Here is a 25032-nt window from a genome sequence, read left to right on the forward strand (position 1 = left end):
GAGCTTGCCCTGCAAGCGATAGCCCACACCCCGCATCGCCAGCAGGGCTGGCTCCTACAAACATCGCCCCTGTAGGAGCTTGCCCTGCAAGCGATCACCCATGCCCCGCATCGCCAGCAGGGCTGGCTCCTACAAACATCGCCCCTGTTGGAGCTTGCCCTGCAAGCGACAATCGACGCATGGGATCCTCACACCACATGACATTGGAATTTTTAGAATTTGACTGCAGCGAAGACAGCGAAGGCGGGGTCTGCTGGGACGCGCTGGCCCAACCCGCCGCACGCCACACCCCCGCCCTGCTGCACGAGGTGACGCAGCTGCTGGCCTGGGCACACCGCTTTGGCCCGCAAGAGCCCGGCCCCATCGAAGACGGCGCGGATTGGGACTTTGACTTGCACATCCGCTGTGGCAAGGCCCCGATCACCGCCCACTGGAACAGCGCCGACCAGACGCTGGCGCTGTCGCCAAACCCATCGACAAACGACGAAATCACCCTGAGCCTGAGCATCAGCGGCACCCCCGCATTTGCCCAAGCCTTTCGCGAACACTGGAACGCGCCTTGAGCCACCCCCATCGCCCTGCCCCGGTCAGCTTTGCGCAGGCCCTCAAATTCTGGTTCTGGCTGGGCTGCGTCAGCTTTGGCGGCCCGGCAGGGCAGATCGCGCTGATGCACGAAGAGCTGGTGGTGCGCCGCCGTTGGATTTCAGAAAAGCGCTACCTGCACGCACTGCACTACTGCATGCTGCTGCCCGGCCCCGAGGCGCAACAACTGGCCACCTACACCGGCTGGCTCATGCACGGCACGCGCGGCGGCATTGCGGCCGGTGCCCTGTTTGTGCTGCCCAGTCTGGTGCTGTTGATCTTGCTCAGCTGGGCCTACACCGTGTGGGGCCAACACCCCTGGGGGCAGGCGCTTTTGTGGGGCCTCAAGCCCGCCGTGACCGCGCTGGTGTTGCAAGCCGTGCACCGCATGGCCAAACGCATACTCAAGGCCCCGTGGTTGTGGGCACTGGCAGCGGCATCGCTGCTGGGCACGCTGTGGGGCTTGTCCTTCCCTTGGGTCATCTTGGGCGCAGCGCTGTGTGGATATGGCATGGCACGCCATCGGCCTGTGGCTGCGGCGGCGCACGGTGCTGCCAGCGCGGTGCCCGATGCGCCCGCCTGGCTGGACGACGACACCCCACAACCGACTCACACCCATTACAGCCATGCCCGCCTGCTGCGCGCCCTGCTGCTGGGCGTGGGTTTGTGGGCGCTGAGCCTGGGCACCATTGCGCTGCTGCTGGGCACGGCCCACACGCTCACGCAAATGGGCGGCTTTTTCACGCAAGCGGCATTGCTGACCTTTGGCGGCGCTTATGCCGTGCTGCCCTTTGTGACGCAAGCGGCCGTCATGCAATACGGCTGGCTGAGTGCCACGCAAATGATGGACGGCCTGGCCCTGGGCGAAAGCACACCGGGGCCGCTGATCATCGTGGTGGCCTTTGTGGGCTTCATCGGCGGGCACAGCCAGGCCCTCTTGGGCAACCCTTTGCTGGGCGGCATCGCAGCGGCCTGCGTGGTGACATGGTTCACCTTCTTGCCCTCGTTCGTGTTCATCCTGGCGGGCGGCCCGCTGGTGGAAACCACACGCCACATGCCCTCATTGGCCGGGCCCCTGCAAGCCATCACGGCAGCTGTGATTGGCGTGGTGCTGCACCTGGCCGGCGTGTTTGCCTACGCCACCTGGTGGCCGCAAGGCTGGCCACAAAGCCCCGACTTCAGCGCCATCGCGCTCACGGCAGTGGCGGCGTGGCTGTTGATCGCCAAGCAGCGCCCTGTGATGCAGGTGCTGGGCCTGTGTGCGGGGGTGGGGTGGGTGCTGCAGGCTTTGACATGAAGGACTGTGATGAAAAATAACGGGTGGACATCGGCCATGGAATCCATGGCTGATCTGACAACGCTGTCCTTCGCTTCCAAGGCTTTGTTGATCTACGGCGGCTTGATGTTGCTGGCCTTGGGGCTCACCTGTTGGGTGTCACTGAGCGATGCCCGCACCCTGCGCGATGTGGGCATTTGGGTCAAGCCCATGAAGTTCATGGCCGCCACCGCCTTGTTTGTCTGGACCACCGTGTGGCTCTGCGAATGGGCCAATCCCGCTGTGGCGCAAGGCGATGCCTACAAGGGCATCTGCCTGTTGATCTTTCTCACCTCTTTGTTTGAAGTCGTCTACATCACCTTTCAGGCATCGCAGGGCGAGGCGTCGCACTACAACACCAGCGACCCGTTTCACGCCTTCATGTTTGGACTGATGGGCCTGGCGGCGGTCGGGCTGACGGCATCACAGCTCTGGCTGGCCTGGGAGATTGGGTCAGCCCGTGGCCCTCAAGGCCTGACCGTCACCGCATGGGGCGTCGTGGTGGGCTTGGTGCTCACCTTCGTGCTGTCCACCGTCAGCGGATTCATGCTGGGCGGCCACCAAGCACCCGCAGGCCAAGGCCTGCCCTGGGTCGGCTGGCACCTGCACCAAGACATTCGCCCATCGCATTTCTTGGGCGTGCACGCCCAGCAGCTCATCCCCCTGTGGGGCCTGATCGCTGAACGGTGCTTGGGCAGTTACGCCTCACAAGCCCTGGGCGCTGGGTCTGCGCTGTATGTGGTGGCGTGGGGCGTGCTGACTTGGATGAGTCTGGGGGTTTGAATGAGCCGTGGGCGCGAAAAGGTGAACGCTGCGTGGTCTTGATCGACTCTGAACTGATCGATGACGGCCAGTGCGTGGAACGCTAAGGATATTGATGAGATTCTGCTGTGCAGCGATTGCAGTCGGCTGACGCAGCAAGGCACGACAACATTAATGCCACAAAGCGGCTCTTCGTTTTGGTGGATGGGGCTACATTGAGTGGCGGCTATGAGGGGTAATGCAGTCCTAGGCAGTGAGTTACACGACAAACGCGAATTCACCGACCGTTCTTCGACTGCCTGTACTGGCGGTTTCGACCCGAAGCAGACGCTGACCTGTGCGCAAACAACCTATAAGATTCTGATCAGCGTTCAACGTTGGGCAACGAAATAATGACGAGCGCTGAACTAGGTTCCAGGGCAAGCAGCCATACTGGAGTTCGTTGTTTAGGAACATCAGCTGCCCAGGCAGAAGGATGACCGGACCAGTGGGCTGAGATACCGTTAAGCGGCCCTCGACGCAGTAGATAGTGATATAGCCGGCTACCTTGTGGGGAGGGAAGGTCACCTTCGCGCAGTTGTGTATCGTTTGTCTCAGCGTGTACTTCTTCAGGTTGTGGCCGAAGAAGGCAGAACACTGCTTTTCGGTCTTGCCCCGGTTTTAATTCAGATTCTGGCTCAAGGAACGATGGCGGTGAAGAGATACACCGCAAAGATCACCAGGTGAACGGTTCCCTGCATCACGGTCGTGCGTCCCGTACCCAAAGACAGGGATGCCACAAACAGCGAAAGCACAAGCAATACCGTCGACTTTGCATCAATGCCAAGCGAGAGCGTCCAGCCGGTCATCAAGGAAACAAGAGCAACGGCCGGGATCGTAAGTCCGATGCTGGCCAGTGCAGAGCCGAGGGCCAGATTGAGACTGGTCTGCAGGCGGTTCGCCCGCGCCGCATGATAAGCGGCAATGCTCTCGGGCAGCAGGACCACCAAAGCGATGATGATGCCCACCACGGTCTTAGGGGCCCCCATGCTCGCGACAGCCATCTCCAAAGCGGGTGACAGTGCCTTGGCCAGCAGCACGACCGCACCCAAGCAAACCAATAAGAGCGCCGCGCTTAGGCTCGCCATCTGGTTAGAGGGCGGTGGCGCGTGCACTTCCTCGTCTGCCTCAGCAACCACGGGCAAAAAGTAATCCCGATGACGAACGGTCTGGACCAATATGAAAGTGCCGTACAGCACAAGCGAGACCACGGCAATGAAGATCAGTTGGCTGCTGCTGTAGAACGGACCCAAGATGGTCGTGGTGTAGTTGGGTAACACCAGGGCGAGCACCGAGATGGCCGCTAGGGTGGCCAAGGCCGTTGACACCCCGAACAAACCAAAGGTTTGCTCGCCATGACGGCGTCCGCCGGTGAGCAGGCAAAGTCCAACCATACCGTTGAGGATAATCATCACCGAGGCAAACACCGTATCTCGAGCCAACCCGCTGGCGGCCTCGCCTCCCGCGATCATGAGCGACACGATGAGCGCGACCTCAATGCCTGTGACCGCAAGTGCCAGCACCAGCGTGCCATAGGGCTCACCCACTCGGTGAGCAACAACTTCCGTGTGAAAGACGGCCGCGAGGACGCCCGCAACAAGGCCAGAGACAAGAAGGACCTCAAACAGTCCACCCAGCCCGACTCCGTGCCCTGTGAAATTCAGGACGAGCAAAACCCAAGCAGCTATCGGGCAGGTGATCGACCAGACGGGTAATCGAGAGGGTAGCTTCATGATCGGAGTTTATACCGACCCATTTGCTTGGACCGGGGCGTGAAAAGCTTGGATTCGCCCACACCGATGTGATTCTCAGACTCCAAAGAACTCAGCTTTTTGAGACTGCTTCTGGCCGAATGCGCTGGTTGACGGCCCCACTCGTTTGCAGTCATCAGTTCAACTGGAGTGATCTCTTCTGACTTGATATAGCGCAAGGCGGTTATACCCCAAAAGCGCATGCTTTGCTCCCCTCAACTCGATGGGAGACCATCATGGAAACCTCAACCAATGTGGTTCATCACGAACCGTGGAACAAGGGCAAGATCGTCGGGCAGAAAGCGCCCTTCAAGGTGAAAGACATCTGGGCCCTACGCGTACGGCTTCAGATGGAAGGACGGGTTCGCGAGCTCGCCCTCTTCAACCTTGGTATCGACAGTAAGCTTCGCGGATGTGACCTCGTATCACTCAAAGTCCGCGACGTGACCCATGGCGATCAGGTGGCCAACCGAGCAATCGTCATGCAACACAAGACCAAGCGCCCAGTGCAATTCGAGATCACGGCTGTCACCAGAGAGGCCTTGCAAGCGTGGATCAAGCAGGCGGCATTGAAATCCGACGACTTTCTTTTTCCGAGCAGGCTCCACGACTCCCCCCACCTCGGAACCCGGCAGTACGCTCGGATTCTCGGGCACTGGGTGGATGAGCTTGGTCTGGATCGTTCCGAGTATGGGACCCATTCGATGCGAAGGACCAAAGCCACGCTGATCTATCGACGCACTAAGAACCTCCGAGCCGTGCAACTGCTGCTCGGTCACTCCAAGCTGGAATCGACCGTGAGGTACCTGGGTATCGAGGTCGACGACGCTCTTGAAATCTCCGAGCAGACTGAAATCTGAGACGGTCATTGAAGGCGGCCTTTGTTCCGACACCGGGTCGACCGCCTTCAATGGCAGCTATGTGGGTGCATTCAAAAGTGTTGCTTTCGGCCAATTGCTGTCGGTCATGAGTGACTGCTTTTGTGTGTGCAGGCGTGACATCAAATTGGCACAAAACTAGACGAGCCATTTGAATCTGCACATTTTGGCGTATTTTGATTGCTGATTGGCGCGCTTGGACAGTGTCAGTTCCTTGCCTCCCGTCTACATTTATTGCAGGAGGTTCAAGACCATGAACAAGACTGTATTGATCACCGGGGCATCCAGCGGGATCGGCAAAGCCACCGCAAAACGTTTCCAATCAGCCGGCTGGAACGTTGTCGCAACCATGCGCTCTCCCGAAGACGAACGGGAGTTGAATAACCTGGATCGCGTCCTCGTCACAAGGCTGGACGTACTGGACTTGCCCTCCATCCAGTTAGCCGTGCAAGAGGGATTAGCTCGGTTCGGCAAACTTGATGTACTGCTGAACAATGCCGGATACGGTGCGTATGGGCCGCTGGAGGTCACACCCATGGAGAAGATTCGTCGGCAGTTTGACGTCAATGTAACGGGTCTGTTGGCCACAACTCAGGCTGTATTACCGTACTTTCGTGCCCAGCGAAGCGGCACGATCATCAACATCTCGTCGATTGGAGGGAGAATAACTTTCCCCCTCGGTACGTTGTACCACGGCACCAAGTTCGCGGTGGAGGGCCTTTCCGAATCACTGCACTTTGAGTTGCTGCCTCTGGGGATTCGGGTGAAGCTCGTGGAGCCTGGCATGGTGAAAACAGACTTTTCTGGACGTTCGTTCGATTTCAACAACGAACCTGCACTGCCCGATTACCAGCCGTTAGTGCAGGCCTTCATGTCGGCACTCGGGCCCATGGCAGAAAATGCCTCTCCAGCGGAATTGATTGCCGACACCATCTTCGGCGCTGCAAGCGACAGTGCCGATCGACTTCGCTATGAAGCGGGTGCTGACGCTGTTCACCTATTGAACGCTCGTCGCCAATCAGACGATGCCACTTTTATTGGTGGTATGCGATCACAGTTTGGATTGAGTGCATGATTGGCTAAATGCACTCCACTACCTACGCTCTGGACTCCACCTGGCGCCCCCTACTCAAAGATTTGGGGGTGTCTGGTGCGAATATATTGCGGCGAGCGGGATTGCCTGAAGATTTGCTACTCCGTCCATCGGTCCGCCTAGAGGCCGAGGATTTCCACAGGTTTTGGCAAGGCATCGAGGCGGAGATTGCTGATCCGTTGCTTCCCCTAAGACTCTGCCGCGATGTGCGCAGCGAATCGTTCTCCCCGCCTCTTTTTGCTGCATTGTGCAGCCCCAACTTGCTCGTGGCTGCACAGCGCATAGCGCGTTACAAGGCCCTGGTTGCCCCTGTGCGGCTGGAGGTGCGCGAAGACGAGCAAGAGGTAGCGTTCGAGTTTGTGTGGCTGAGCGCGGGTAACAAGCCTCCTACCTCGCTGGTGGTGACGGAACTGCTCTTCGTTGTGACATTGGCGCGCATGGGTACGCGTGAGGTGGTCAATCCGCTGATGGTCACCACCACCGCATTGCCGCTGGAAACTACTCCGTATGCAGACTTTTTGGGCGTGAATTTGAAAAAAGGCAGTGCTCACTGCATCACGTTCTCCAAGGCTGATGCTTTGCGTCCTTTTCTTACCTCGAACGAAGAAATTTGGGCAGCATTCGAACCGGAATTACGAACACGATTGGCACAGCTCGATGCTTCCGTACAAGTAGGTCAACGGGTCCGATCGGTCTTGCTAGAAGCATTGCCGGGGGGAGGGGTGGGTATGGAGGCGGTGGCACGGAGGCTCGGGATGAGCCAGCGATCGCTTCAAAGACATCTTGAGCAGGAGGGCCTGACCTATACGGGATTGCTGCAAGCCACTCGGCAATCGCTGGCACAGCATTACCTCCTGAAGACTGATTTGCCAACAGCTGAGATCTCATTTCTTCTCGGGTTTGATGAGCCAAACTCATTCTTTCGAGCGTTCAGGGGTTGGACTGGACAGACCCCCGACGGTCTGCGCCAACTGCTACGCGCCGCACCTTGATGAATCATCTTTCACGCTTATTCCGATTAGGCGCTCAGACAGTAATTGAAAGGAATTTTTATGACCGGCACACCATCTGATTCAGGGCTACTTGAAGCCATGCAAATTTACTTCCAAGGCGAGAAATTGGAAGCGTTGGTCTTCATCCTCCCGGCCGGTCTGATCAGCCTTGTGGTCGGAGCCTGGTTGATGACTGACAGCCCCACCAGTTTTGCACGAGGTGTTGCAATACCTTTCCTTCTGATGGGATTGCTTATGACTACGGTGGGCGCTGTAGTGGGCTACCGCTCGCCAGCACAAGTGCAAGCTCTTGAGCAGTCACTGAAAACTAATCCCCATGCGGCTGTCACAGAAGAATTGACACGGATGAGCAAGGTCAATAAAGCATGGCCCGTCTACTTGGCCATTTGGGGCCTGTTGGGCGTTGCCGGTTTAGCACTCCGCTTTTTAACCTCTGCCGATTTATTGCAAGGGATCGGCATTGCTCTGGTCTTATTTGCCGGAGTAGGTTTGCTGGTTGACGGATTTGCTGAGCGAAGAACCCATCCCTACACCTCAGCACTCCATGCTTTGGGTTGAGTGCGGCCAGTTACGTGAGCGAATGGGTGCTCTATTTGAAAATATTGCAGTGAGGTATGACTGCTTGAGTGACCACTCAACCTGTTCCCACTTCCGCTTTGGGTCGGGAGTGTCTTTACAGCTAGCGCTAGACCGGTCGTTCATGTTCGCTAAAGCGCTAATCACCTGCACAGCATGTCAAGTGCCCGGTATTGTTAGTACAGCAGTCTTTGGAGGCACTACCTGTTGTATGACGGGTAGTGATAGAGGCGGCCATAACGACCGCTCACCACGAGTGGCTCAGTTCAGCCTAAAGCCGCCCAACGCCTACACCAATCACCAATCACCAATCACCAATCGTGGCTTATCCATGGCCATCCCAACAAGCCATAGCGACAACCACTTTCGCCCCCTCACTCCTCCGTAATCCTCTCATCCTTCACGATCTTGGCCATAGCCGGAATTTCCGCCTTGAGCCAGTTGCCAAACTCGGCTGGGCTCATGGCTGATGGCTCGGCGCCCAGCGTGGTCAGGCGTTCGCGCACTTCGGGCATGGCGGCGATGCGTTGCACTTCGGCGTGCAGTTTGTCGATCACCGCTTGGGGCGTGTCCGCCGGGGCCAGCAGGCGCTGAAAACTGCCGGATAAAAAAGCCGGGAAGGCTTTCGGCCACGGTGGGGGTGTCGGGCATTTGCGCGTTGCGTTTGGTGCTCGATATCGCAATCAGTTTGATCTTGCCCGCCTTCACATGCGGGTAGGTGGCGACCATGCCGTTGAACATGGCATCCACCTCCCCCTCATTCGAGTTTGATGTTCGCAGCCTTGATGACCTGCGCCCATTTGTCGATTTCGGCTTTCTGAAAAGCCTGCACCTGCTCCGGTGTCAACGTTGAAGGCTGCATGCCCAGCCCTTTGATGCGATCTTGCATCTCGGGCGTTTGCATGATTTTCAAAATCTCGGCATGCAGTTTGTCCACGATGGGCTTGGGTGTGCCAGCAGGCGCAAACAGCGCTTGCCAAGACACGACTTCAAACCCGGCAGTGCCCGGCCAGCCCGATTCGGCCACGGTGGGCACGTCGGTCAGCGCATCGGTCAAGCGCTTGGCCGAGGTCACGGCCAGTGCGCGCAGCTTGCCGCTTTGGATGTGGGCACCGGCCACCACGGTGGTGTCGAACATGAAATCCACCTGGCCGCTCATCACGTCTTGAATGGCGGGGGCACTGCCTTTGTAGGGCACATGGGTGAATTTGACGTCCCCTTTGAAGGCCAGCAACTCTTGCGCCAGGTGTTGAGATGTGCCGTTGCCCGCCGATGCACCCGACAATTTGCCGGGGCTCGCTTTGGCGGCGGTCAACAGGTCTTTGAGTGTTTTGTAGGGGCTGTTGGCCGCCACCACCAGCACCACCGGGTTGGTGCCGTACAGGTACACGGGCGTGAAGGACTTGATCGGGTCGTAACCCAGCTTGGGGTACAGGCTCACGTTGATGGCGTGTGAGCTGATGGTGCCGCCCAGCAGGTTGTAGCCGTCGGCCGGGGCGCGGGCAGCAATCTCGGAGCCCACACTGCCACCAGCGCCGCCTTTGTTTTCGATGACCAGGGTGGTGCCCAGCGCGGTGCCCAGTTTTTGCGAGACCACGCGGGCCAGGATGTCGGTGGTGCCCCCGGCCGGAAAGGCGACCAGGTAGTTGATCGGCTTGGAAGGCCAAGGCGCTGCCTGACTGAAGGCAGCCGGAGCCATGGCGGCAACGGCGCACGCGGCGGCGGTCTGGATGAATTGACGGCGTTGTGTCATGAGATGTCTCCTCGTTGTATTCAGGTTTTTCAGGTGATGGGTGCAGGGTTGAACAGCACCAAGGCGTTGTGCAGCTTCCAGTGCTCGGCCCAGGTTTTGCGGCCACTGGCCACGTCCAGCATCATGCGAAACAGTTCCCACCCGGCTTCTTCGATGCTGATCTCGCCATCGGCAATGCGCCCGGCGTTCATGTCCATCAGGTCGTGCCAGCGGCGGGCCAGGTCGGTGCGTGTGGCCACCTTGACCACAGGGCAGGCCTGCAAGCCATAAGGCGTACCCCGCCCCGTGGTGAACACATGCACATTCATACCCGCAGCCAGCTGCAAGGTGCCGCAGATGAAATCGCTGGCGGGCGTGGCGGCAAAGATCAGGCCTTTTTGGTCGGCTCGGAGTTTGTTGCCCGGTGCCAGCACGCTCGATATGACCGAGCTGCCGCTCTTGATGATGGAGCCCATGGCTTTTTCGGCGATGTTGGACAAGCCGCCCGCCTTGTTGCCCGGCGTGGTGTTGGCGGTGCGGTCCACTTTGCCTCGGTCCAAATACTGGTCGTACCAACCCAACTCGCGCACGATGTCTTGGGCCACTTGGGGCGTGGCCGCGCGGCTGGTGAGCTGCTCCACCGCATCGCGCACTTCGGTGTTTTCTGAAAACATCACGGTGCCACCGGCCCGCACAATCAGGTCGGCCATGTAACCCACCGCCGGGTTGGCGGTCACACCCGAAAACGCATCGCTGCCGCCGCACTGCACGCCCACCACCAGCGCGCTGGCGGGCACGGTTTGACGGCGGCGTGCGTTCAGGCGCTCCAGGTGCGGACGGGCGCTTTGCACGATGTGATCGATCATGGACATGAAGCCCACATGCGCATCGTCTTGCAAGCACACCAGATCAAGTGCCTGCGCGCCCATGGACTGCCACGCTTCGCTCGCAGTGACGGAGACTGGCTGGATCGGGAAGGTGCCCAGTGGCAGCAAGCGATCAGGCTGCAGTTTTTCGCAGCCCAGGCTCACCACCATCACCTCGCCGCCAAAGTTGGGGTTCAGGCTGATGTGGCGCAAAGTGCGGATCGGTATCTCGGCACCCGGTGCGTCAATCGCCACACCACAGCCATAGCTGTGCTCCAGGCCCACCACACCATCCACATGCGGAAAGAGCGGCAACAATTCGCGCTCAATGCGCTCCACTGCAATCTTGACCACGCCAGCCACACATTGCACCGTGGTGGTGATGGCCAGCAAATTGCGTGTGCCCACCGAGCCATCGGCGTTGACATAACCGTCAAAGGTGAAACCTTCCAGCGGGGCTTGCGGCGCAGGCTGCACGGTGGCCATGGGCAGGCCTTGCAGTTCACGCGCAGGCGGAATGTCGAGCAAACGCTCGTGCACCCAACTGCCTGCCGGGATGGCTTGCCGGGCATAGCCCACGGGCACGTTGTAGCGCAGCACCGCCTGGCCTTGGGCCAGATCGGTCAGCGCCACTTTGTGACCTTGCGGCACCTTGTCGCGCAATACCAGCCCTTCGGCCACACCGGCAGGCAGGACGGTACCTGCAGGCAGCCCGCCATCGTTGGCGATGATGGCCACGTTGTCTGCCGCATGCATGCGGATCGCCAAAGGCGGGCGTGAAGTGCTCATGTTCTCAGCCGATCACTTCAACAAGTTGGGCAGCCACAAGGTGAACACGGGCACATAGGTCACCAAAAGCACGGCCACGGTCAGCGCCCCGTAAAAAGGCGCGATGGTGCGCATGACCTGCCCCACCGAAATTCCGCCGATGGCGCAACCCACAAACTGCACCGAGCCCACGGGCGGCGTGTTCAGGCCCAGGGCGCAGTTGATCAGCAGCATGATGCCGAACTGCATCGGGTCCATGCCAAAGTGCATGGCGATCGGCAAGAAGATCGGGGTGCAAATGAGGATGGTGGCCGCCATGTCCAAAAAGGTGCCCAAGATGAACAGCAAGATGTTGATCATCAAAAAGATGACCCAAGGCTCGGTGCTGATTTTTTGCATCAGCGCACCGGTCATCTGCGGCACCTCATACAGCGCCATGAAATAGCCGAAGGCGTTGGAAATGCCTATCAAGAGCAGAACCACGCCGGTGGTTTTGCAGGCCTTGGCGCAAGCCTTCAAGAAGTTTTGAAACGTCAAACTGCGGTAAACCACCGTGGTGACAAACAAGGCCCAAGCCACCGCAATCGAGGCGGACTCGGTCGCGGTAAACGCCCCCGACAAGATACCGCCCAAGATGATGACAACGACAAACAGACCCGGCATCGCTGCGCCAAAGGCCTTGGTCACCTCCAGCCAACCCGGAAAATTGCCGTGGACCGGGTAGCCCCGGCGCACCGCCACCCAGTAAGCCGCGCCCAAATTGCACAGCGTCAAAATGATCGCAGGCACCAAGCCCGCCAAGATCAAACCCAGCACACTGACCGAGGCCAGGCCTGATGCGGCCAGCGTGAAGATGATCATGTTGTGTGAGGTGGGCATGATGGCCCCCACCAAGGAGGCGTGCGTGGTCACGTTCACCGCGTAGTCGGCGTCGTAGCCTTCCTTCTTCATGAGCGGAATCATGACCGAGCCTATGGCCGACACATCGGCCAAAGGCGAGCCCGCCACGCCGCCAAAAATGGTGCAGCCCACCACGTTGCTCATGCCCAGGCCGCCGCGCACATGGCCGACCAGGCTGTTGGCAAAACGCACGATGCGGTCGGCAATGCCGCCGTAGAGCATCAGCTCACCGGCAAACACAAAAAACGGAATGGCCAGGAAGGAGAACACCTGCATGCCCCCGACCATTTTTTGAAACACCATGGCCACCGGCAAACCGGCTGCGATGATGGTGGCCACCGAGGACAGGCCAATGGCAAAGGCCACAGGCACGCCCAAGATCAAGAGCAGCGTGAAGCTGAGGGCAAGGACGGTGAGTTCCATGTCAATTGACCTCCGCAGGGCCGCCCCAAGGAGGGCAAGCGCCCCCTCGGGGGGCAATGACGTACACGAAGTGACGAATGTGGGGGCTCATATTCATTCCCAAACGGGCTTCACGACTTGACCACGCAGCAGCGCCACCATGTGCTCAACAGAGAACAAGACAATCAAAGCGCCGGCAATGATCACCGGCACATAGTCGATGCCGTCGGGCACGGGCAGCATGGGTTTTTTTTCGCCCCACTTGGCGCTGGCCCACAGCCAGCCGCCTTGCACCATCAAAAAGCCAAACAAAGCGACCAAGGCGTGGATCAACACTTCGATGCGGTGCTGCCATTTTTCGGGCAACAAAACCACCAATGACTCCAAACCAATGTGCCCGGCATCGCGCACGCCCACAGCCAAGCCAAAAGCCGTGACGAACAACACGATCAGCATGGCCAAAGCTTCGGCCCAAGTGGGCGTGTCATTGAGCACATAGCGACCGATGACCTGCCACTGCACACACAGGATCACGGCGATCAAGCCAAGCACGGCCAAGACCAGGCAGATCTTGGACACGGTTGCACAAAATTTGGTGAACATGAAAAGCTCCAGCCCCCGGCTCTTGCCTGGGGCATATGGAAAAGCCCGTTACTGGGTGTCTTGAATGGTTTTGATGGCCCGCTTCATTTCGGGCGTGGTCATGAACTTGTCATACACCGGGCCCATCACGGCCTGGAAGGAACGCTTGTCCACTTCGACGATTTCGGCACCGGCAGCTTTCACGTTGGCCAGCGATTTGCCCTCGGCTTCATCCCAAGCCTTACGCTGCACTGCCACCGACTCTTTGGCCGCTTGGCGGACCATGGCTTGCTCGTTGGCGGGCAGCTTGTCCCACACCACTTTGGACATCACCAAAATCTCGGGGGCCATGGAGTGTTCGGTTTTGGAGTAGACCTTCACGGCTTCGACGTGTTTGGCGGTGTCAAACGAAGGGATGTTGTTTTCTGCTGCGTCGATCAGGCCGGTTTTCAGGCCGGTGTAGACCTCGCCATAAGGCATGGGGGTGGCGTTGGCACCCATGGCACCGACCAGGGCCACCCACAGGTCAGACTGCTGCACCCGGATCTTCAAGCCCTTGGCATCGGCCACGTTCTTGATCGCTTTTTTGGCATAGATGGAACGGGCGCCGCTGTCGTAAAAGGCCAGACCCACAAAGCCCACCGATTCACAACTCTTGAGGATTTCTGCGCCCACGGGACCATCGAGCGATTTGCGCATGTGGTCCACCGAGCGGAACAAAAACGGCATGGTGGGCACCATGGTCATGGGGCAAACACCGTTCATGGGAGCCACGTTGACGCGCACCAAATCCAGCGCACCGATCTTGACCTGGTCGATGGTTTCTTTTTCAGAACCCAAAGCGCCTTTGTTGAAGACCTTGATCTTGTGTTTGCCACCCGAGAGTTTGTCGAGCACCGTGCTCATGTGCTTGACCGCCACCACCGTGGGGTAATCGTCGGCGTTGTGAATGTCGGCCGAGCGGAACTCGACCGCTTGCGCCGACAAGGCCAGACCCGCGGCAATGGCGATCAGTGATTGTTTGAGTTTCATCATGGGAGTCTCCTGTTTAAAAATTGAAAAAGAACCGTCACACACTTGCGAAAAAACACTTCAAGCCGGAGCAGGAAAGCGAGAGAACAACGGCTCTGGCAGACCCCGCACACCGGGCTGCAGGGCAATCACAGCCCCACTGCTGCCGCGCATGGCATCGGTGGTCTGCGCGGGGATGATCGAAGTCACAAACAACTGGTCCAGATCGGCCCCACCAAAGGCGCACATGGAGGGCTTGGGCATGGGCACGGTCAGCGACTGTGTCCACTGGCCTTGTGCATCGAAGGCGTGAATTTGCCCCGCGTCGTTGCCGCAAATCCAATAACGGCCATCCGCATCGACCGCCGCGCCATCGGGGCGACCGGGCCAATCGTTCATGTCCACAAACACCCGTTGGTGGCTCAAAGCCCCTGTGGGCAAATCGAGGTCAAAGGCCCAAATTTTTTGCACTTGCGGGTGAGAGTCGGACAGATACAGGGTGCGCCCGTCCGGGCTGAGCCCCAAGCCATTGGGCGTGAGCAAGCCCTTGACGTGCGGGCCGGTGAGGCCCCTTTCGTCCAGGCAATACAAACCGCCACGCGCCGAGGCCAGCGACATGTCCATCGCCATGGTGCCCACCCAAAAGCGACCGCTGGCATCGCAACGGCCATCGTTGAAGCGCATGCCGGGTGCCGGGTGTGTGATGCGGGCAAGCCACTGCCAATCCACCTGACCACCATCGCGCAGAGTGACGAAGGCGATGCCGGTTTCCATCGCGGCGATCAATTGGCCTGATTTCTCAGTCAAGGCGATGCAGCCCACACGCTCAGGCATGTGCCAAGACTCAAGGGGTGCGACCACCCCAGGCTGGCAGCGGCGAATGAATGCCCCTTCGATGTCCACCCACCACAAACACTTGGCACGGACATCCCACACGGGGGATTCGCCCACAAGGTCCGGCACATCAGCAATGGTTTGATAGGGGTTCATGAAGAAAAGGCCATCGGCTGCAGTGTTCTGATACATTGCCACTGTGAGCACGATGTGATCTGTTGTCGTACAAGTTCATTATGCAAACTCAAGCCCGAACCGGAATGCGTACTTACCCGATGAACAGCCCAGCAGCCCCCGCCGAAAAGCGCAAGACGCGCAGCCTGACCGCTGAACTGGTCGATCAACTCAGCGCCGATATTCAAAAAGGCGAGCTGATCAGCGGCCAAAAATTAGCCACCGAAGCCGCGATCATGGCGCGTTTTGGCGTGAGCCGCACCGTGGTCAGGGAAGCGATTTCAAAGTTGCAGGCAGGTGGCCTGGTGGAGACACGGCACGGCATCGGCACCTTCGTGCTGGCCCAAACAGACACCCCCTCCTTCCGGATCACCCCGAACCAACTGAGCACCTTGCACGATGTGATCGCCTTGCTGGAGTTGCGCATCAGCATCGAAACCGAGGCCGCCGCCCTGGCCGCTGTTCGGCGCACCGAGGGCAATCTGCGCATCATGCAAGAAGCCATGCAGGCGTTTTCAACGGCGATCGAAGCAGGCCGTGATGCGATTGCCGCCGACTTCCAGTTCCACCAAGAAATTGCCCGCGCCACCCAAAACAAGCACTTTGCAGACATGATGAATTCGCTGGGTGCGCAGTCCATTCCGCGAGCCCGCCTGGAGACCACATCCACGCTTGACGCCACCCGACTGGCTTACCTCAGGCGCGTGCACCAGGAGCACGAAAACATCCTGAACGCCATCGCGCAGCAAGATGCAGAATCGGCGCGTGCCGCCATGCGGACCCATTTGTCCAACAGCCGCGATCGGCATAAAAAAGGCGCATCCAGCCACCACTGAACGCAGCGTTGAGGGTTAACACGCATCACCCAAATCGGTCTTAGTTGTACGATGTCTGTTCAATAAACAGCCATCTTCCCATGTCCAAGCCTTCCCTCACCCCCGTGATCACCCGCATGCAGGTGATTCCTGTGGCCGGTCACGACGGCATGTTGCTCAACCTCAGCGGCGCCCACAGCCCTTTTTTCACGCGCAACATCGTCATCCTGACCGACTCGTCCGGGCACACCGGTCTGGGCGAAGTGCCCGGCGGCGAAAAAATCCGCCAAACCCTGGAAGACGCCCGACCACTCGTTGAAGGCCAGCCGATTGGTCACTACAACGCCGTGCTCAACACCATGCGCCAGCAGTTTGCCGACCGCGACAGCGGCGGTCGGGGCCAGCAGACTTTTGACCTGCGCACAACCATCCACGCTGTCACGGCGGTCGAGTCTGCGTTGCTGGATTTGCTGGGCCAGCACCTGAACGTGCCGGTCTGCGCCCTTTTGGGCGATGGACAGCAGCGCCAGCGGGTGCAGATGCTGGGTTATCTGTTTTATGTGGGCGACCGCCAGCAAACCGATCTGGCCTACATCAGCGAACCAGATCAGGCCGACGACTGGCTTCGCCTGCGCCACGAAAAAGCCATGACGGCCGAAGCCGTGGTGCGCTTGGCCGAAGCGGCCCAAGCGCGCTATGGCTTTCAAGACTTCAAACTCAAGGGCGGCGTGCTGCGCGGCGAGGAAGAAGTTGAAGCCGTGGTGGCGCTGCACGAGCGTTTTCCCAAGGCGCGCATCACGCTCGACCCCAATGGCGGCTGGCTGCTCAAAGACGCGGTCCGCCTCTTGCGCGACCACCGCAGCACCATGGCCTATGCCGAAGACCCCTGCGGCGCAGAAGGCGTGTTCTCGGGCCGCGAGGTCATGGCCGAGTTCCGCCGCGCCACGGGCTTGCTGACGGCCACCAACATGGTGGCCACAGATTGGCGAGAGATGGCGCACAGCATTCAGCTGCAGTCGGTCGACATTCCGCTGGCAGACCCGCATTTCTGGACACTGCAAGGCTCGGTGCGCGTGGCCCAGCTGTGCCAGATGTACGACCTGACCTGGGGTTCGCACTCCAACAACCACTTTGACATTTCACTGGCCATGTTCACCCAATGCGCTGCTGCTGCGCCGGGCAAAGTCACGGCGATTGACACGCATTGGATCTGGCAAGACGGCCAGTTCCTCACCCATGAGCCGCTGCAAATCAAGGACGGCTATGTGGAGGTGCCCGCAAAACCCGGCTTGGGCATCGAGCTGGACATGGGCGCGGTGATGAAAGCCCACCAGCTTTACCAGCAACACGGCCTGGGCGCACGCAACGATGCCATTGCCATGCAGTACCTGATCCCCGGCTGGAATTTCAACAACAAAATGCCTTGCATGGTGCGCTGAAATCATCGCCACCACATACACCACCCCCTTTGAGGAATCACACCATGGACATGCCCATCAACCATTTCAAACACGCGATCCAATCCGGTCAAAAGCAGATCGGTCTGTGGTCACACCTGTGCAGCAACATCAGCACCGAAATCCTGGCGCACTGCGGCTTTGACTGGCTGCTGCTGGACATGGAGCACTCGCCCAACGACTTGCCCGAAATCGTGGCGCAATTGCAAGCCATGAAGGGCAGCCCGACCACGCCAATAGTGCGCCCACCGTGGAACGACATGGTGACCTTCAAGCGCTTGCTCGATGTCGGGGTGCAAACCCTGTTGGTGCCCTATATCCAGACCGAAGCAGAAGCCCAACAAGCGGTGTCCTACACCCGCTACCCACCCCACGGTGTGCGCGGTTATGCGGGGGCTCCACGCGCCAGCCACTATGGCCGCGTCAAGGGCTACGCCCAGCACAGCAGCGACGAAATTTGCGTCTTGCTGCAGGTGGAAACCGTGGAGGGCCTCAAGAACATTGAAGCGATTGCCAACGTGGACGGCGTGGACGGTGTGTTCATCGGGCCTGGCGATTTGTCGGCGGCACTGGGCCACTTGGGCAACCCCAAGCACCCCGAAGTGCTCAAGGCCATTGACGAGGCAATTGCCCGCATCCGCGCCTGCGGCAAAGCGGCTGGCATCTTGACGGGCGACGAAGCCCTGGCCAAACACTATGTGGACCAAGGCTGCCTGTTTGTGGCCGTGGGGGCTGACCAGAACGTGCTGCGCGACAGTGCCACGGCACTGGCTGGCCGATTCAAATCCTGAACAGGGGACAAGACATGCTGAACACCCCCGCCTCCGCTATCCGATTTCCCCGCTTGCTGCTCACGGGCGCGGGCGGCAACCTGGGGCAAGTGTTGCGCCCCCGGCTGAAAGCCTATTGCGATGTGCTGCGCGTGAGCCACCGCCGCGATTTGGGCCTCGCAGCAAAGGGCGAAGAGGTGCACACCGCCTCGCTCGAAGACGCCGATCAAATGCTGGCTTTGCTGGATGACGTGAACGCCGTGGTGCACATGGGCGGCGTCTCGACCGAGCAGCCCTGGGCGCCGATTTTGGCGGGCAACATCGTGGGCATGGTCAACCTGTACGAAGCCGCACGCCTGAAGGGCGTTCAGCGCATCGTGTTTGCCAGCTCCAACCATGTGACCGGTTTTTACCGCCAAGATGAAGTCGTCAACACCCGCATGCCACCCAAGCCCGATGGCTTTTATGGCCTGTCCAAAGCCTTTGGCGAAGACTTGGCCCAGATGTATTGGGACCGCTGGGGCATCGAAACGGTGAGCCTGCGCATTGGCTCTTCTTTCGCCGAGCCCAAGGACCGCCGCATGCTGGCCACTTACCTGAGCTACGACGATCTGGAGCGTCTGGTGGTGGCCGCGCTCACCGCCCCCATCGTGGGCCACAGCATCATCTACGGCATGTCGGACAACCAAACCACTTGGTGGGACAACACCCATGCCCAGCACATTGGCTACCGGCCCCAGGATTCATCGGACGTGTTCCGCCCGGCGGTCGAGGCCCGCCAGCAACACATCGACCGGCAAGACCCGGCCGCCATTTACCAAGGCGGTGCGTTCGTCAAGGCCACGCCGCACGGCTGAAGTTTGTGCCGCATGGGGTATCCTCCGGCATGATAAGGAACTCCATGAGCACCCTGCCCCCCCTGCCCTCAATGCCACGATGGATACACCTGCGAAGATGGCTTTGGCCCCATGCAACTGAAATCCGAATTTGTCAAAAAAGCCTGATGCAGGCATGAGCGACGACAACCAGATCTACTTGCCCGAGAGCTTCACGGCGCTGTATGTGCCGCCCGGCAAGATCAAGCCCAGCATCGGTCACCGCGAAATGGCCGAACGCTACGAGCTGTGCGAAGACCTGGCCAACTTGCTGACCGAGCAAGCGGCCAATATGCAGTTCACGCTGGGCATCACCGAAGAAGTGGTGCTGGAGCAGTGCGAACAGGGCCTGCTGGCCGAGCCCTCGGTGGTCTCGCCCGTGGAGGCCCGTTGGGTGGTGTGCCGCCTGGCCGAACTGCTGAATTGGCCGATGGCCTCACTGCTGCAAAGCACGCGGCCCGAAGACCCTGCTGCTTGAGCTTGAGCTTGCGTTTGTCGACGCTGAAGCTCCGACGGACAAGGCAAGCAGCAGACCTGTCGCACAAGTCAACCGCCCGGGCGGTGCCAACTGCCAAGATCTGCGCATGAGCACACCCCAGCACGATTTGCAGCGCATGCTGCACGGCCCGATCCTGTCCACCCTCTTGCGCCTGGCAGCCCCCAACGTGCTGGCCATGGTCATGACGGTGCTGGTGGGCATTGCCGAGACCTATTACGTGGGCCGTCTGGGCACGGCACCTTTGGCAGCCATGGCGCTGGTGTTTCCCTTTGCCATGCTCACGCAGATGATGTCGGCAGGCGCCATGGGCGGCGGGGTGTCGGCCGCCATCAGCAGGGCGCTGGGGGCTTCAGATGTGCCGCGTGCCCAAACCCTGCTGCAACACGCCTTGGTGATTGGCCTGGGCGCTGGCATCCTCTACAGCGCCATCTTCCTGATCTGGGGACCGGGCTTTTACCGCTTGCTGGGCGGCAAGGATGCTGTTTTGAGTGAAGCAGTGCGCTACGCCAGCGTGTTGTTTTCGGGCGCCCTGCTGGTCTGGCTGCTGAACACGCTGGCATCCATCATTCGCGGCACGGGCAATATGCGTGTGCCCTCGGTGGGTCTGGTGGCGACGGCGCTGCTGCAAATCGTTCTGGGTGGCGTGTTGTCTTTGGGGGCGGGACCGGTGCCTGCCATGGGCATGGTGGGCGTGGCACTGGGGCACATCATCGCCACAGCGGCAGGGGTGGGGTATTTTTTCTGGTATTTGGTCAGCGGCCAGGGACGCCTGACGCTGCGCTGGCAAGGCTTTGAGATGCAGGCCAGTTTGTTTGCCGACATCCTCAAAGTGGGCGCCACCGCCTGCCTGTCGCCCGTGCAGTCGGTGCTGGCAATTTTGATCTTCACAGGCATGCTGGCGCAACTGGGCACCGAAGCGCTGGCGGGCTACGGCATTGGCCAGCGGCTTGAATTTTTGCTGATCCCGATTGCCTTTGGCATTGGCGTGGCCTCGGTGCCCATGGTCGGCATGGCCATGGGGGCTGGCGATGTGGCCCGGGCCCGGCGTGTGACCTGGGTCGCAGGGGGAGTGTCGGCCTTCAACCTGGCCCTGATCGGGGCCGTGGTCACCCTCGCGCCGGACCTCTGGGCGCGCCTGTTCACCAGCAACGAAGCCGTGCTCGGCTACGCCCGGCAATATCTGGTGACCGCCGGCCCGGCCTTTCCCTTCTTTGGCCTGGGCCTGACCTTGTATTTCGCTTCTCAAGGCGCTGGGCAGGTCATCGGCCCCGTGCTGGCGGGCACGGTGCGTTTGGTGCTGGTGGCGGGGGCGGGCTATTGGCTGTCACAACACCAAGGCACTGCAGATCGTTTTTATGAATTGATCGCCATCGCGATGGTGCTTTATGGCCTGGTCACTGCCGCAGCGGTCAAATGGACACCTTGGGGCGCGAAAGCCTGAGGCCTGGGGGTGGCACCTTTCCACGCATAAAATGTGCGGTTGCACAGCAAGGAAGCTCCATGGCACGCACGCTTTACGACAAGATCTGGGACGAACATGTCGTCCACACCGAAGAAGACGGCACCTCCGTTTTGTACATCGACCGCCATCTGGTGCACGAAGTCACCAGCCCGCAAGCCTTTGAAGGCCTGCGCCAAGCAGGCCGCAAAGTCTGGCGCATCAGCTCCATCGTGGCCACGGCCGACCACAACACCCCCACCACCGGCTGGGAGCTGGGTTACGACGGCATCACCGATCCGATCAGCAAAGAGCAAATCACCACGCTGGATGCCAACATCAAGGAATACGGCTCTGCAGCCTTCTTCCCCTTCCTGTCCAAGCGCCAGGGCATCGTGCACGTCATCGGCCCTGAAAACGGCGCCACCCTGCCCGGCATGACCGTGGTCTGCGGCGACTCGCACACCTCCACCCACGGTGCGTTTGGCGCGCTGGCCCATGGCATCGGCACCTCCGAGGTCGAGCACGTCATGGCCACGCAAACCCTGTTGGCCAAAAAGGCCAAGAACATGCTGATCAAGGTCGAAGGCACGCTGGCCAAAGGCCTCACCGGCAAAGACATTGTTCTGGCCATCATCGGCAAGATCGGCACCGCAGGCGGCACCGGCTACACCATCGAGTTCGCAGGTTCGGCCATCCGGGCTTTGAGCATGGAAGGCCGCATGACGGTTTGCAACATGGCCATCGAAGGCGGCGCACGCGCCGGCTTGGTGGCGGTGGACGAGAAAACCATCGACTACGTCAAAGGCCGTTTGCTCTCGCCCACGGGCGTCGAGTGGGACCACGCGGTGGCCTACTGGAAGACCTTGCAATCCGACCCCGGTGCGCACTTTGACGCCGTGGTGGAACTGGACGCCAGCGCCATCGTGCCACAAGTCACCTGGGGCACCTCCCCCGAAATGGTGCTGGGCATCGACGGCCACACGCCCGACCCCGACAAGGAAAAAGACGACGTCAAGCGCGACGCCATTGAGCGCGCACTGACCTACATGGGCTTGCAGCCCGGCAAGGCCTTGGCCGACATCACCATCGACAAAGTGTTCATTGGCTCTTGCACCAACAGCCGCATCGAAGACATGCGCGAAGCCGCCGCCATCGTCAAAAAGCTCGGCCAAAAAGTGGCCAAGAACGTCAAGCTGGCCATGGTCGTGCCGGGTTCGGGCTTGGTCAAAGAACAAGCCGAGCGTGAAGGCCTGCACGAAATCTTCAAGGCCGCAGGCTTTGAGTGGCGCGAACCCGGTTGCTCCATGTGTCTGGCCATGAACGCCGACCGCTTGGAGCCCGGCGAGCGCTGTGCCTCCACCAGCAACCGCAACTTCGAAGGCCGTCAGGGCGCGGGTGGCCGCACCCACCTGGTCAGCCCCGCCATGGCCGCCGCTGCGGCGGTGCACGGCCACTTTGTTGACGTTCGCAAATTCGCTTGAGTCACCCGCAGACATCAACCCAACTTATTTCGACAGGGACAAGCACATGGCATTCGACGACCAAGCGCGAAAAGAGTTTTACAACGTGCTCAAGGTGGATCACAGCATCAATTTTGCGGACGAAGCCGAACGAGCCAGGTATGTTGAGCATCTGCATGGCAACGAAGACGCCATGAACTTGCTGAAAACAGAAATTGAACTGTGTGATGGCCAAGGGGTTTTCTTATTCTCGGGCCAAAGCGGCACAGGAAAAACTACCGAACTACTGCGTCTACAACACGCTTTGCGCACAAGCAGTTCGTTCAAAGGGAAGGTGTTTTACACCGATATGACCGAATGGCTCAACCCCACCCAAAAGGTGGAACTGGCCAGTTTCATGCTTGCACTCACAGCGTCGTGGGTGGATTCGCTGGGCAATGAGCAAGGCCAGCGCTCGGCCTGGGAAAAGCTTTGGTCATTCTTGAAAAATACCGATGTCACGCTCGAGTCTTTCAGCTTCAGTGCTGGAGCGGCTCAAGTTGAGGCCGATGCAACCGCCATCCAGGTCGGTGCCAACTTTGGCCCCTTGTCCACCAACATCAAATTGGCTCTTCAGAACGATCAGCAATTTCGCAGCACTCTAGAGGATGCTCTGAAAAAGAACAAGACCGGATTTGTCAAACAACTGCATGACTTCGTACGTGAGCTCAAAATTGAGTTGTGCCCTCACCAAGAAAAGTGCGTGCTGCTCATCGACTCTTTAGAAAAGATTGTGGGTGGCGGAGAAAACACCAAAGAGGTTCTCTCCAGCGTGCTGCAGTTGTTTGAACAACAAAGCAGCGTGTTGCAACTGCCTTTGATGCATGTGGTGTACTCCATTCCGCCGTTCATCTTGCGGCAAAACAGACAATTGCCTGCGCGCCTGGGCAATGCTGCGGATGTGAGCCTGCCGTCCGTTCATGTTTTCAAGCGCAAGCCATACACCGTTGATCGGTCTGAACAAGGGGGCCAAAGCAAGCTGCGCCGCTTGCTGAGCATGCGTTACCCGCCATGGAGTAACTTCTTCACCGAAGATCAAATCAACGCCATCATTGAAAACACCGGAGGCGACATTCGCGACTATCTGCGAACCCTTCAACTGTGTCTGCTCAAAGTCAGCCCGGAACAAGCGCGGGTCACCGAGACCCACATTCAAACGGCTTTCGACCGCATTCGCCCCAACATGGACCTGCCCGAACAGGAAAAACACTGGCTGGCGCGAGTCAATGACACGCACGAATCGTGCTTGGGTGAGCACATCGATGTGTACACCCTTGAGTCGTACATCAAGACCAAGCATGTGCTGGCCTACATGAATGGCGAAACTTGGTATGGCGTACACCCGCTAATCCTTGATCGATTGCCCCGTTTAACAAACGCCGCACAGGGTGTTACGGGCTGAATCCCATGACCACGCAAACGCCCCAAGCGCCCTATTTGGTCTTTGGTGAACTGCAACAATGGTGGCAGATTCACGAGGGTTTTGGCCTGAGTTATGTCTTCAGTGACGATGCACTTGGCATGGCTTGGCTCCGGGAGCGTGTTAATGAAGGCTTGCAATCCCCCGCCACTGAGTTCAAGCTGATCACAGTTGACCATCTCCAAGACTTGGAATCATTCTTTTTGGGTTTACAGCACCCCTCGCATGCGCTGCCAGACTTGGGTCAGCGCCAAATGGTGTGGATAGCTCCCGCCATGGATCAGGCTCACGGTGTTTTGCAACGACTCAACGAAATGCGGCAACTGCTCTTGCGCAGCCCGCACCTGTACCTGATCGCCCTGCCCTCAAGTTCGGCACTGGGTGCGGCACGCTTGGCCTCAGACCTGTGGTCTGTGCGCAGCTTGGTGTTGTCGGCGCAAGGACAGAATTGGCGCGCACAACGCTCACCGAGCTGGGACCAAGAGATCACCGGTACAACCACGCCCTCTGCTGATGCCTCAACACCCACCATCAAGGCTTGGTGCCACCACCATGCCCAATGGTCCACACTGGCCGATTCATCCAACCGCAGCCGGTTGTCTTTGCAAATGGGTTTACAAGCCATGGCAGATGCCATCGCTTTGCGCCGTTTTGAACAAGCTCAGACCATAGGCAAACAAGTCATTCAAGTCAGTCAATTCCAACAAGACGATCTGGGCCGCGCCAACGCGCTCCAGGCTTTAGGCGATCTGGACCGCCGCCTGGGCCAAATCGCTTCGGCGCGGGCCCTTTACACCCAAGCCATCGCCCTGTACGAAAAAGAACAAAACGATCTGGGCCGCGCCAACGCGCTCAGGGCTTTGGGCGATCTGGACAGCCGCTTGGGCCAAGTCGATTCGGCGCGGGGCCTTTACACCCAAGCCATCGCCTTGTACGAAAAAGAACAAGACGATCTGGGCCGCGCCAACGCGCTCAGGG

The 25032-nt window shown here is 59.5% G+C and carries 24 protein-coding genes and 1 pseudogene; 16 read left to right on the top strand and 9 right to left on the bottom strand.

Annotated elements, in window-relative coordinates; all coding sequences use genetic code 11:
- The first annotated feature begins 197 nt into the window (after window positions 1-197).
- Genes H663_RS38345 through H663_RS38355 form a run of 3 tightly spaced genes read left to right on the top strand, consistent with a single transcriptional unit; the run spans window position 198 to window position 2680 of the window.
- Entirely contained in the window at window positions 198-563 is a 366-nt protein-coding gene (locus H663_RS38345) for a hypothetical protein (RefSeq protein ID WP_053170183.1), read from the top strand.
- Complete coding sequence (gene chrA / locus H663_RS38350; protein ID WP_165803948.1) at window positions 560-1879, top strand: chromate efflux transporter; 1320 nt, start codon at window positions 560-562, stop codon at window positions 1877-1879. The genes H663_RS38345 and chrA overlap by 4 nt, the downstream gene beginning before the upstream one ends.
- A gap of 9 nt (window positions 1880-1888) precedes the next feature.
- Window positions 1889-2680 (top strand): hypothetical protein, encoded by a 792-nt coding sequence (locus H663_RS38355; RefSeq protein WP_053170186.1) that lies wholly within the window; start codon window positions 1889-1891, stop codon window positions 2678-2680.
- A 656-nt stretch (window positions 2681-3336) separates the two neighbouring features.
- On the opposite strand, the gene H663_RS38360 is transcribed toward H663_RS38355, so the two are convergent.
- On the bottom strand, window positions 3337-4431 hold the full coding sequence (locus H663_RS38360) for a calcium:cation antiporter (protein ID WP_053170189.1): 1095 nt from the start codon (window positions 4429-4431) through the stop codon (window positions 3337-3339).
- A 254-nt stretch (window positions 4432-4685) separates the two neighbouring features.
- Between H663_RS38360 and H663_RS38370 the strand changes: the two genes are divergently transcribed.
- The 4 genes from H663_RS38370 (at window position 4686) to H663_RS38385 (ending at window position 7991) form a co-directional block, all read left to right on the top strand.
- Complete coding sequence (locus H663_RS38370) at window positions 4686-5309, top strand: tyrosine-type recombinase/integrase (protein ID WP_019425179.1); 624 nt, start codon at window positions 4686-4688, stop codon at window positions 5307-5309.
- A 271-nt stretch (window positions 5310-5580) separates the two neighbouring features.
- Window positions 5581-6402: an SDR family oxidoreductase gene (locus tag H663_RS38375; RefSeq protein WP_053171506.1), complete on the top strand. Its 822-nt coding sequence runs from the start codon at window positions 5581-5583 to the stop codon at window positions 6400-6402.
- Window positions 6403-6410: 8 nt separating this feature from the next.
- The gene (locus tag H663_RS38380; RefSeq protein WP_053170193.1) at window positions 6411-7412 is read left to right on the top strand and encodes an AraC family transcriptional regulator; all 1002 of its coding nucleotides are present in this window, start codon (window positions 6411-6413) and stop codon (window positions 7410-7412) included.
- A gap of 60 nt (window positions 7413-7472) precedes the next feature.
- Window positions 7473-7991, top strand: coding sequence for a hypothetical protein (locus H663_RS38385; RefSeq protein WP_133240064.1), 519 nt, complete (start codon window positions 7473-7475; stop codon window positions 7989-7991).
- 392 nt (window positions 7992-8383) lie between these two features.
- Here the strand turns inward: H663_RS38385 and H663_RS42260 are convergent, their stop codons facing one another.
- The 8 genes and pseudogenes from H663_RS42260 to H663_RS38420 form a co-directional block, all read right to left on the bottom strand.
- Window positions 8384-8566, bottom strand: coding sequence for a tripartite tricarboxylate transporter substrate-binding protein (locus tag H663_RS42260; RefSeq protein WP_240620575.1), 183 nt, complete (start codon window positions 8564-8566; stop codon window positions 8384-8386).
- A 112-nt stretch (window positions 8567-8678) separates the two neighbouring features.
- A pseudogene (locus H663_RS42265) lies at window positions 8679-8750 on the bottom strand (hypothetical protein); the annotation flags it as partial.
- A 16-nt stretch (window positions 8751-8766) separates the two neighbouring features.
- Window positions 8767-9762 carry a Bug family tripartite tricarboxylate transporter substrate binding protein gene (locus tag H663_RS38395; RefSeq protein ID WP_083451066.1) on the bottom strand — a complete coding sequence of 332 codons (996 nt, stop codon included), beginning with the start codon at window positions 9760-9762 and terminating at the stop codon, window positions 8767-8769.
- A gap of 29 nt (window positions 9763-9791) precedes the next feature.
- Window positions 9792-11396, bottom strand: a complete 1605-nt coding sequence (gene garD / locus H663_RS38400) for a galactarate dehydratase (RefSeq protein ID WP_053170197.1) — start codon at window positions 11394-11396, stop codon at window positions 9792-9794.
- Between the two features lie 12 nt (window positions 11397-11408).
- Window positions 11409-12698: a TRAP transporter large permease gene (locus H663_RS38405; RefSeq protein ID WP_053170200.1), complete on the bottom strand. Its 1290-nt coding sequence runs from the start codon at window positions 12696-12698 to the stop codon at window positions 11409-11411.
- 93 nt (window positions 12699-12791) lie between these two features.
- On the bottom strand, window positions 12792-13280 hold the full coding sequence (locus tag H663_RS38410; RefSeq protein ID WP_053170202.1) for a TRAP transporter small permease: 489 nt from the start codon (window positions 13278-13280) through the stop codon (window positions 12792-12794).
- A 48-nt stretch (window positions 13281-13328) separates the two neighbouring features.
- Entirely contained in the window at window positions 13329-14291 is a 963-nt protein-coding gene (locus H663_RS38415; RefSeq protein WP_053171511.1) for a TRAP transporter substrate-binding protein, read from the bottom strand.
- 60 nt (window positions 14292-14351) lie between these two features.
- Window positions 14352-15260 (bottom strand): SMP-30/gluconolactonase/LRE family protein, encoded by a 909-nt coding sequence (locus H663_RS38420; protein ID WP_053171514.1) that lies wholly within the window; start codon window positions 15258-15260, stop codon window positions 14352-14354.
- Between the two features lie 119 nt (window positions 15261-15379).
- Between H663_RS38420 and H663_RS38425 the strand changes: the two genes are divergently transcribed.
- From H663_RS38425 to H663_RS38465, 9 genes are all read left to right on the top strand, one after another.
- Window positions 15380-16114 carry a FadR/GntR family transcriptional regulator gene (locus H663_RS38425; protein ID WP_053170204.1) on the top strand — a complete coding sequence of 245 codons (735 nt, stop codon included), beginning with the start codon at window positions 15380-15382 and terminating at the stop codon, window positions 16112-16114.
- An 80-nt stretch (window positions 16115-16194) separates the two neighbouring features.
- Complete coding sequence (gene gudD, locus H663_RS38430; RefSeq protein WP_053170206.1) at window positions 16195-17532, top strand: glucarate dehydratase; 1338 nt, start codon at window positions 16195-16197, stop codon at window positions 17530-17532.
- A 44-nt stretch (window positions 17533-17576) separates the two neighbouring features.
- Complete coding sequence (locus tag H663_RS38435) at window positions 17577-18341, top strand: HpcH/HpaI aldolase family protein (protein WP_053170207.1); 765 nt, start codon at window positions 17577-17579, stop codon at window positions 18339-18341.
- Window positions 18342-18355: 14 nt separating this feature from the next.
- Window positions 18356-19177, top strand: a complete 822-nt coding sequence (locus tag H663_RS38440) for an NAD-dependent epimerase/dehydratase family protein (protein WP_053170210.1) — start codon at window positions 18356-18358, stop codon at window positions 19175-19177.
- Between the two features lie 154 nt (window positions 19178-19331).
- Window positions 19332-19673 carry a hypothetical protein gene (locus H663_RS38445; protein ID WP_053170212.1) on the top strand — a complete coding sequence of 114 codons (342 nt, stop codon included), beginning with the start codon at window positions 19332-19334 and terminating at the stop codon, window positions 19671-19673.
- Window positions 19674-19779: 106 nt separating this feature from the next.
- On the top strand, window positions 19780-21135 hold the full coding sequence (locus H663_RS38450) for an MATE family efflux transporter (RefSeq protein WP_053170214.1): 1356 nt from the start codon (window positions 19780-19782) through the stop codon (window positions 21133-21135).
- Window positions 21136-21194: 59 nt separating this feature from the next.
- Complete coding sequence (leuC, locus tag H663_RS38455) at window positions 21195-22616, top strand: 3-isopropylmalate dehydratase large subunit (protein ID WP_053170215.1); 1422 nt, start codon at window positions 21195-21197, stop codon at window positions 22614-22616.
- Window positions 22617-22662: 46 nt separating this feature from the next.
- The gene (locus tag H663_RS38460) at window positions 22663-24036 is read left to right on the top strand and encodes a hypothetical protein (protein WP_053170217.1); all 1374 of its coding nucleotides are present in this window, start codon (window positions 22663-22665) and stop codon (window positions 24034-24036) included.
- 5 nt (window positions 24037-24041) lie between these two features.
- A partial coding sequence (locus H663_RS38465; protein WP_133240065.1) for a tetratricopeptide repeat protein occupies window positions 24042-25032 on the top strand: 991 nt, incomplete at its 3' end.

Origin of the sequence: Limnohabitans planktonicus II-D5 (assembly GCF_001270065.2) — a bacterium.
Lineage (GTDB): Bacteria > Pseudomonadota > Gammaproteobacteria > Burkholderiales > Burkholderiaceae_C > Limnohabitans_A > Limnohabitans_A planktonicus.

Bases quoted from the DNA above. Each gene is read 5' to 3' on its own strand.
- H663_RS38360 (WP_053170189.1), bottom strand. From the start codon at position 4,431: ATGAAGCTACCCTCTCGATTACCCGTCTGGTCGATCACCTGCCCGATA.
- H663_RS38460 (WP_053170217.1), top strand. From the start codon at position 22,663: ATGGCATTCGACGACCAAGCGCGAAAAGAGTTTTACAACGTGCTCAAG.
- H663_RS38355 (WP_053170186.1), top strand. From the start codon at position 1,889: ATGAAAAATAACGGGTGGACATCGGCCATGGAATCCATGGCTGATCTG.
- H663_RS38415 (WP_053171511.1), bottom strand. From the start codon at position 14,291: ATGAAACTCAAACAATCACTGATCGCCATTGCCGCGGGTCTGGCCTTG.
- H663_RS38405 (WP_053170200.1), bottom strand. From the start codon at position 12,698: ATGGAACTCACCGTCCTTGCCCTCAGCTTCACGCTGCTCTTGATCTTG.
- H663_RS38380 (WP_053170193.1), top strand. From the start codon at position 6,411: ATGCACTCCACTACCTACGCTCTGGACTCCACCTGGCGCCCCCTACTC.
- leuC (WP_053170215.1), top strand. From the start codon at position 21,195: ATGGCACGCACGCTTTACGACAAGATCTGGGACGAACATGTCGTCCAC.
- H663_RS38445 (WP_053170212.1), top strand. From the start codon at position 19,332: ATGAGCGACGACAACCAGATCTACTTGCCCGAGAGCTTCACGGCGCTG.
- H663_RS38395 (WP_083451066.1), bottom strand. From the start codon at position 9,762: ATGACACAACGCCGTCAATTCATCCAGACCGCCGCCGCGTGCGCCGTT.
- H663_RS38345 (WP_053170183.1), top strand. From the start codon at position 198: ATGACATTGGAATTTTTAGAATTTGACTGCAGCGAAGACAGCGAAGGC.
- H663_RS38435 (WP_053170207.1), top strand. From the start codon at position 17,577: ATGGACATGCCCATCAACCATTTCAAACACGCGATCCAATCCGGTCAA.
- H663_RS38385 (WP_133240064.1), top strand. From the start codon at position 7,473: ATGACCGGCACACCATCTGATTCAGGGCTACTTGAAGCCATGCAAATT.
- gudD (WP_053170206.1), top strand. From the start codon at position 16,195: ATGTCCAAGCCTTCCCTCACCCCCGTGATCACCCGCATGCAGGTGATT.
- H663_RS38370 (WP_019425179.1), top strand. From the start codon at position 4,686: ATGGAAACCTCAACCAATGTGGTTCATCACGAACCGTGGAACAAGGGC.
- H663_RS38440 (WP_053170210.1), top strand. From the start codon at position 18,356: ATGCTGAACACCCCCGCCTCCGCTATCCGATTTCCCCGCTTGCTGCTC.
- H663_RS38420 (WP_053171514.1), bottom strand. From the start codon at position 15,260: ATGAACCCCTATCAAACCATTGCTGATGTGCCGGACCTTGTGGGCGAA.
- garD (WP_053170197.1), bottom strand. From the start codon at position 11,396: ATGAGCACTTCACGCCCGCCTTTGGCGATCCGCATGCATGCGGCAGAC.
- H663_RS38425 (WP_053170204.1), top strand. From the start codon at position 15,380: ATGAACAGCCCAGCAGCCCCCGCCGAAAAGCGCAAGACGCGCAGCCTG.
- H663_RS38410 (WP_053170202.1), bottom strand. From the start codon at position 13,280: ATGTTCACCAAATTTTGTGCAACCGTGTCCAAGATCTGCCTGGTCTTG.
- H663_RS38450 (WP_053170214.1), top strand. From the start codon at position 19,780: ATGAGCACACCCCAGCACGATTTGCAGCGCATGCTGCACGGCCCGATC.
- H663_RS38375 (WP_053171506.1), top strand. From the start codon at position 5,581: ATGAACAAGACTGTATTGATCACCGGGGCATCCAGCGGGATCGGCAAA.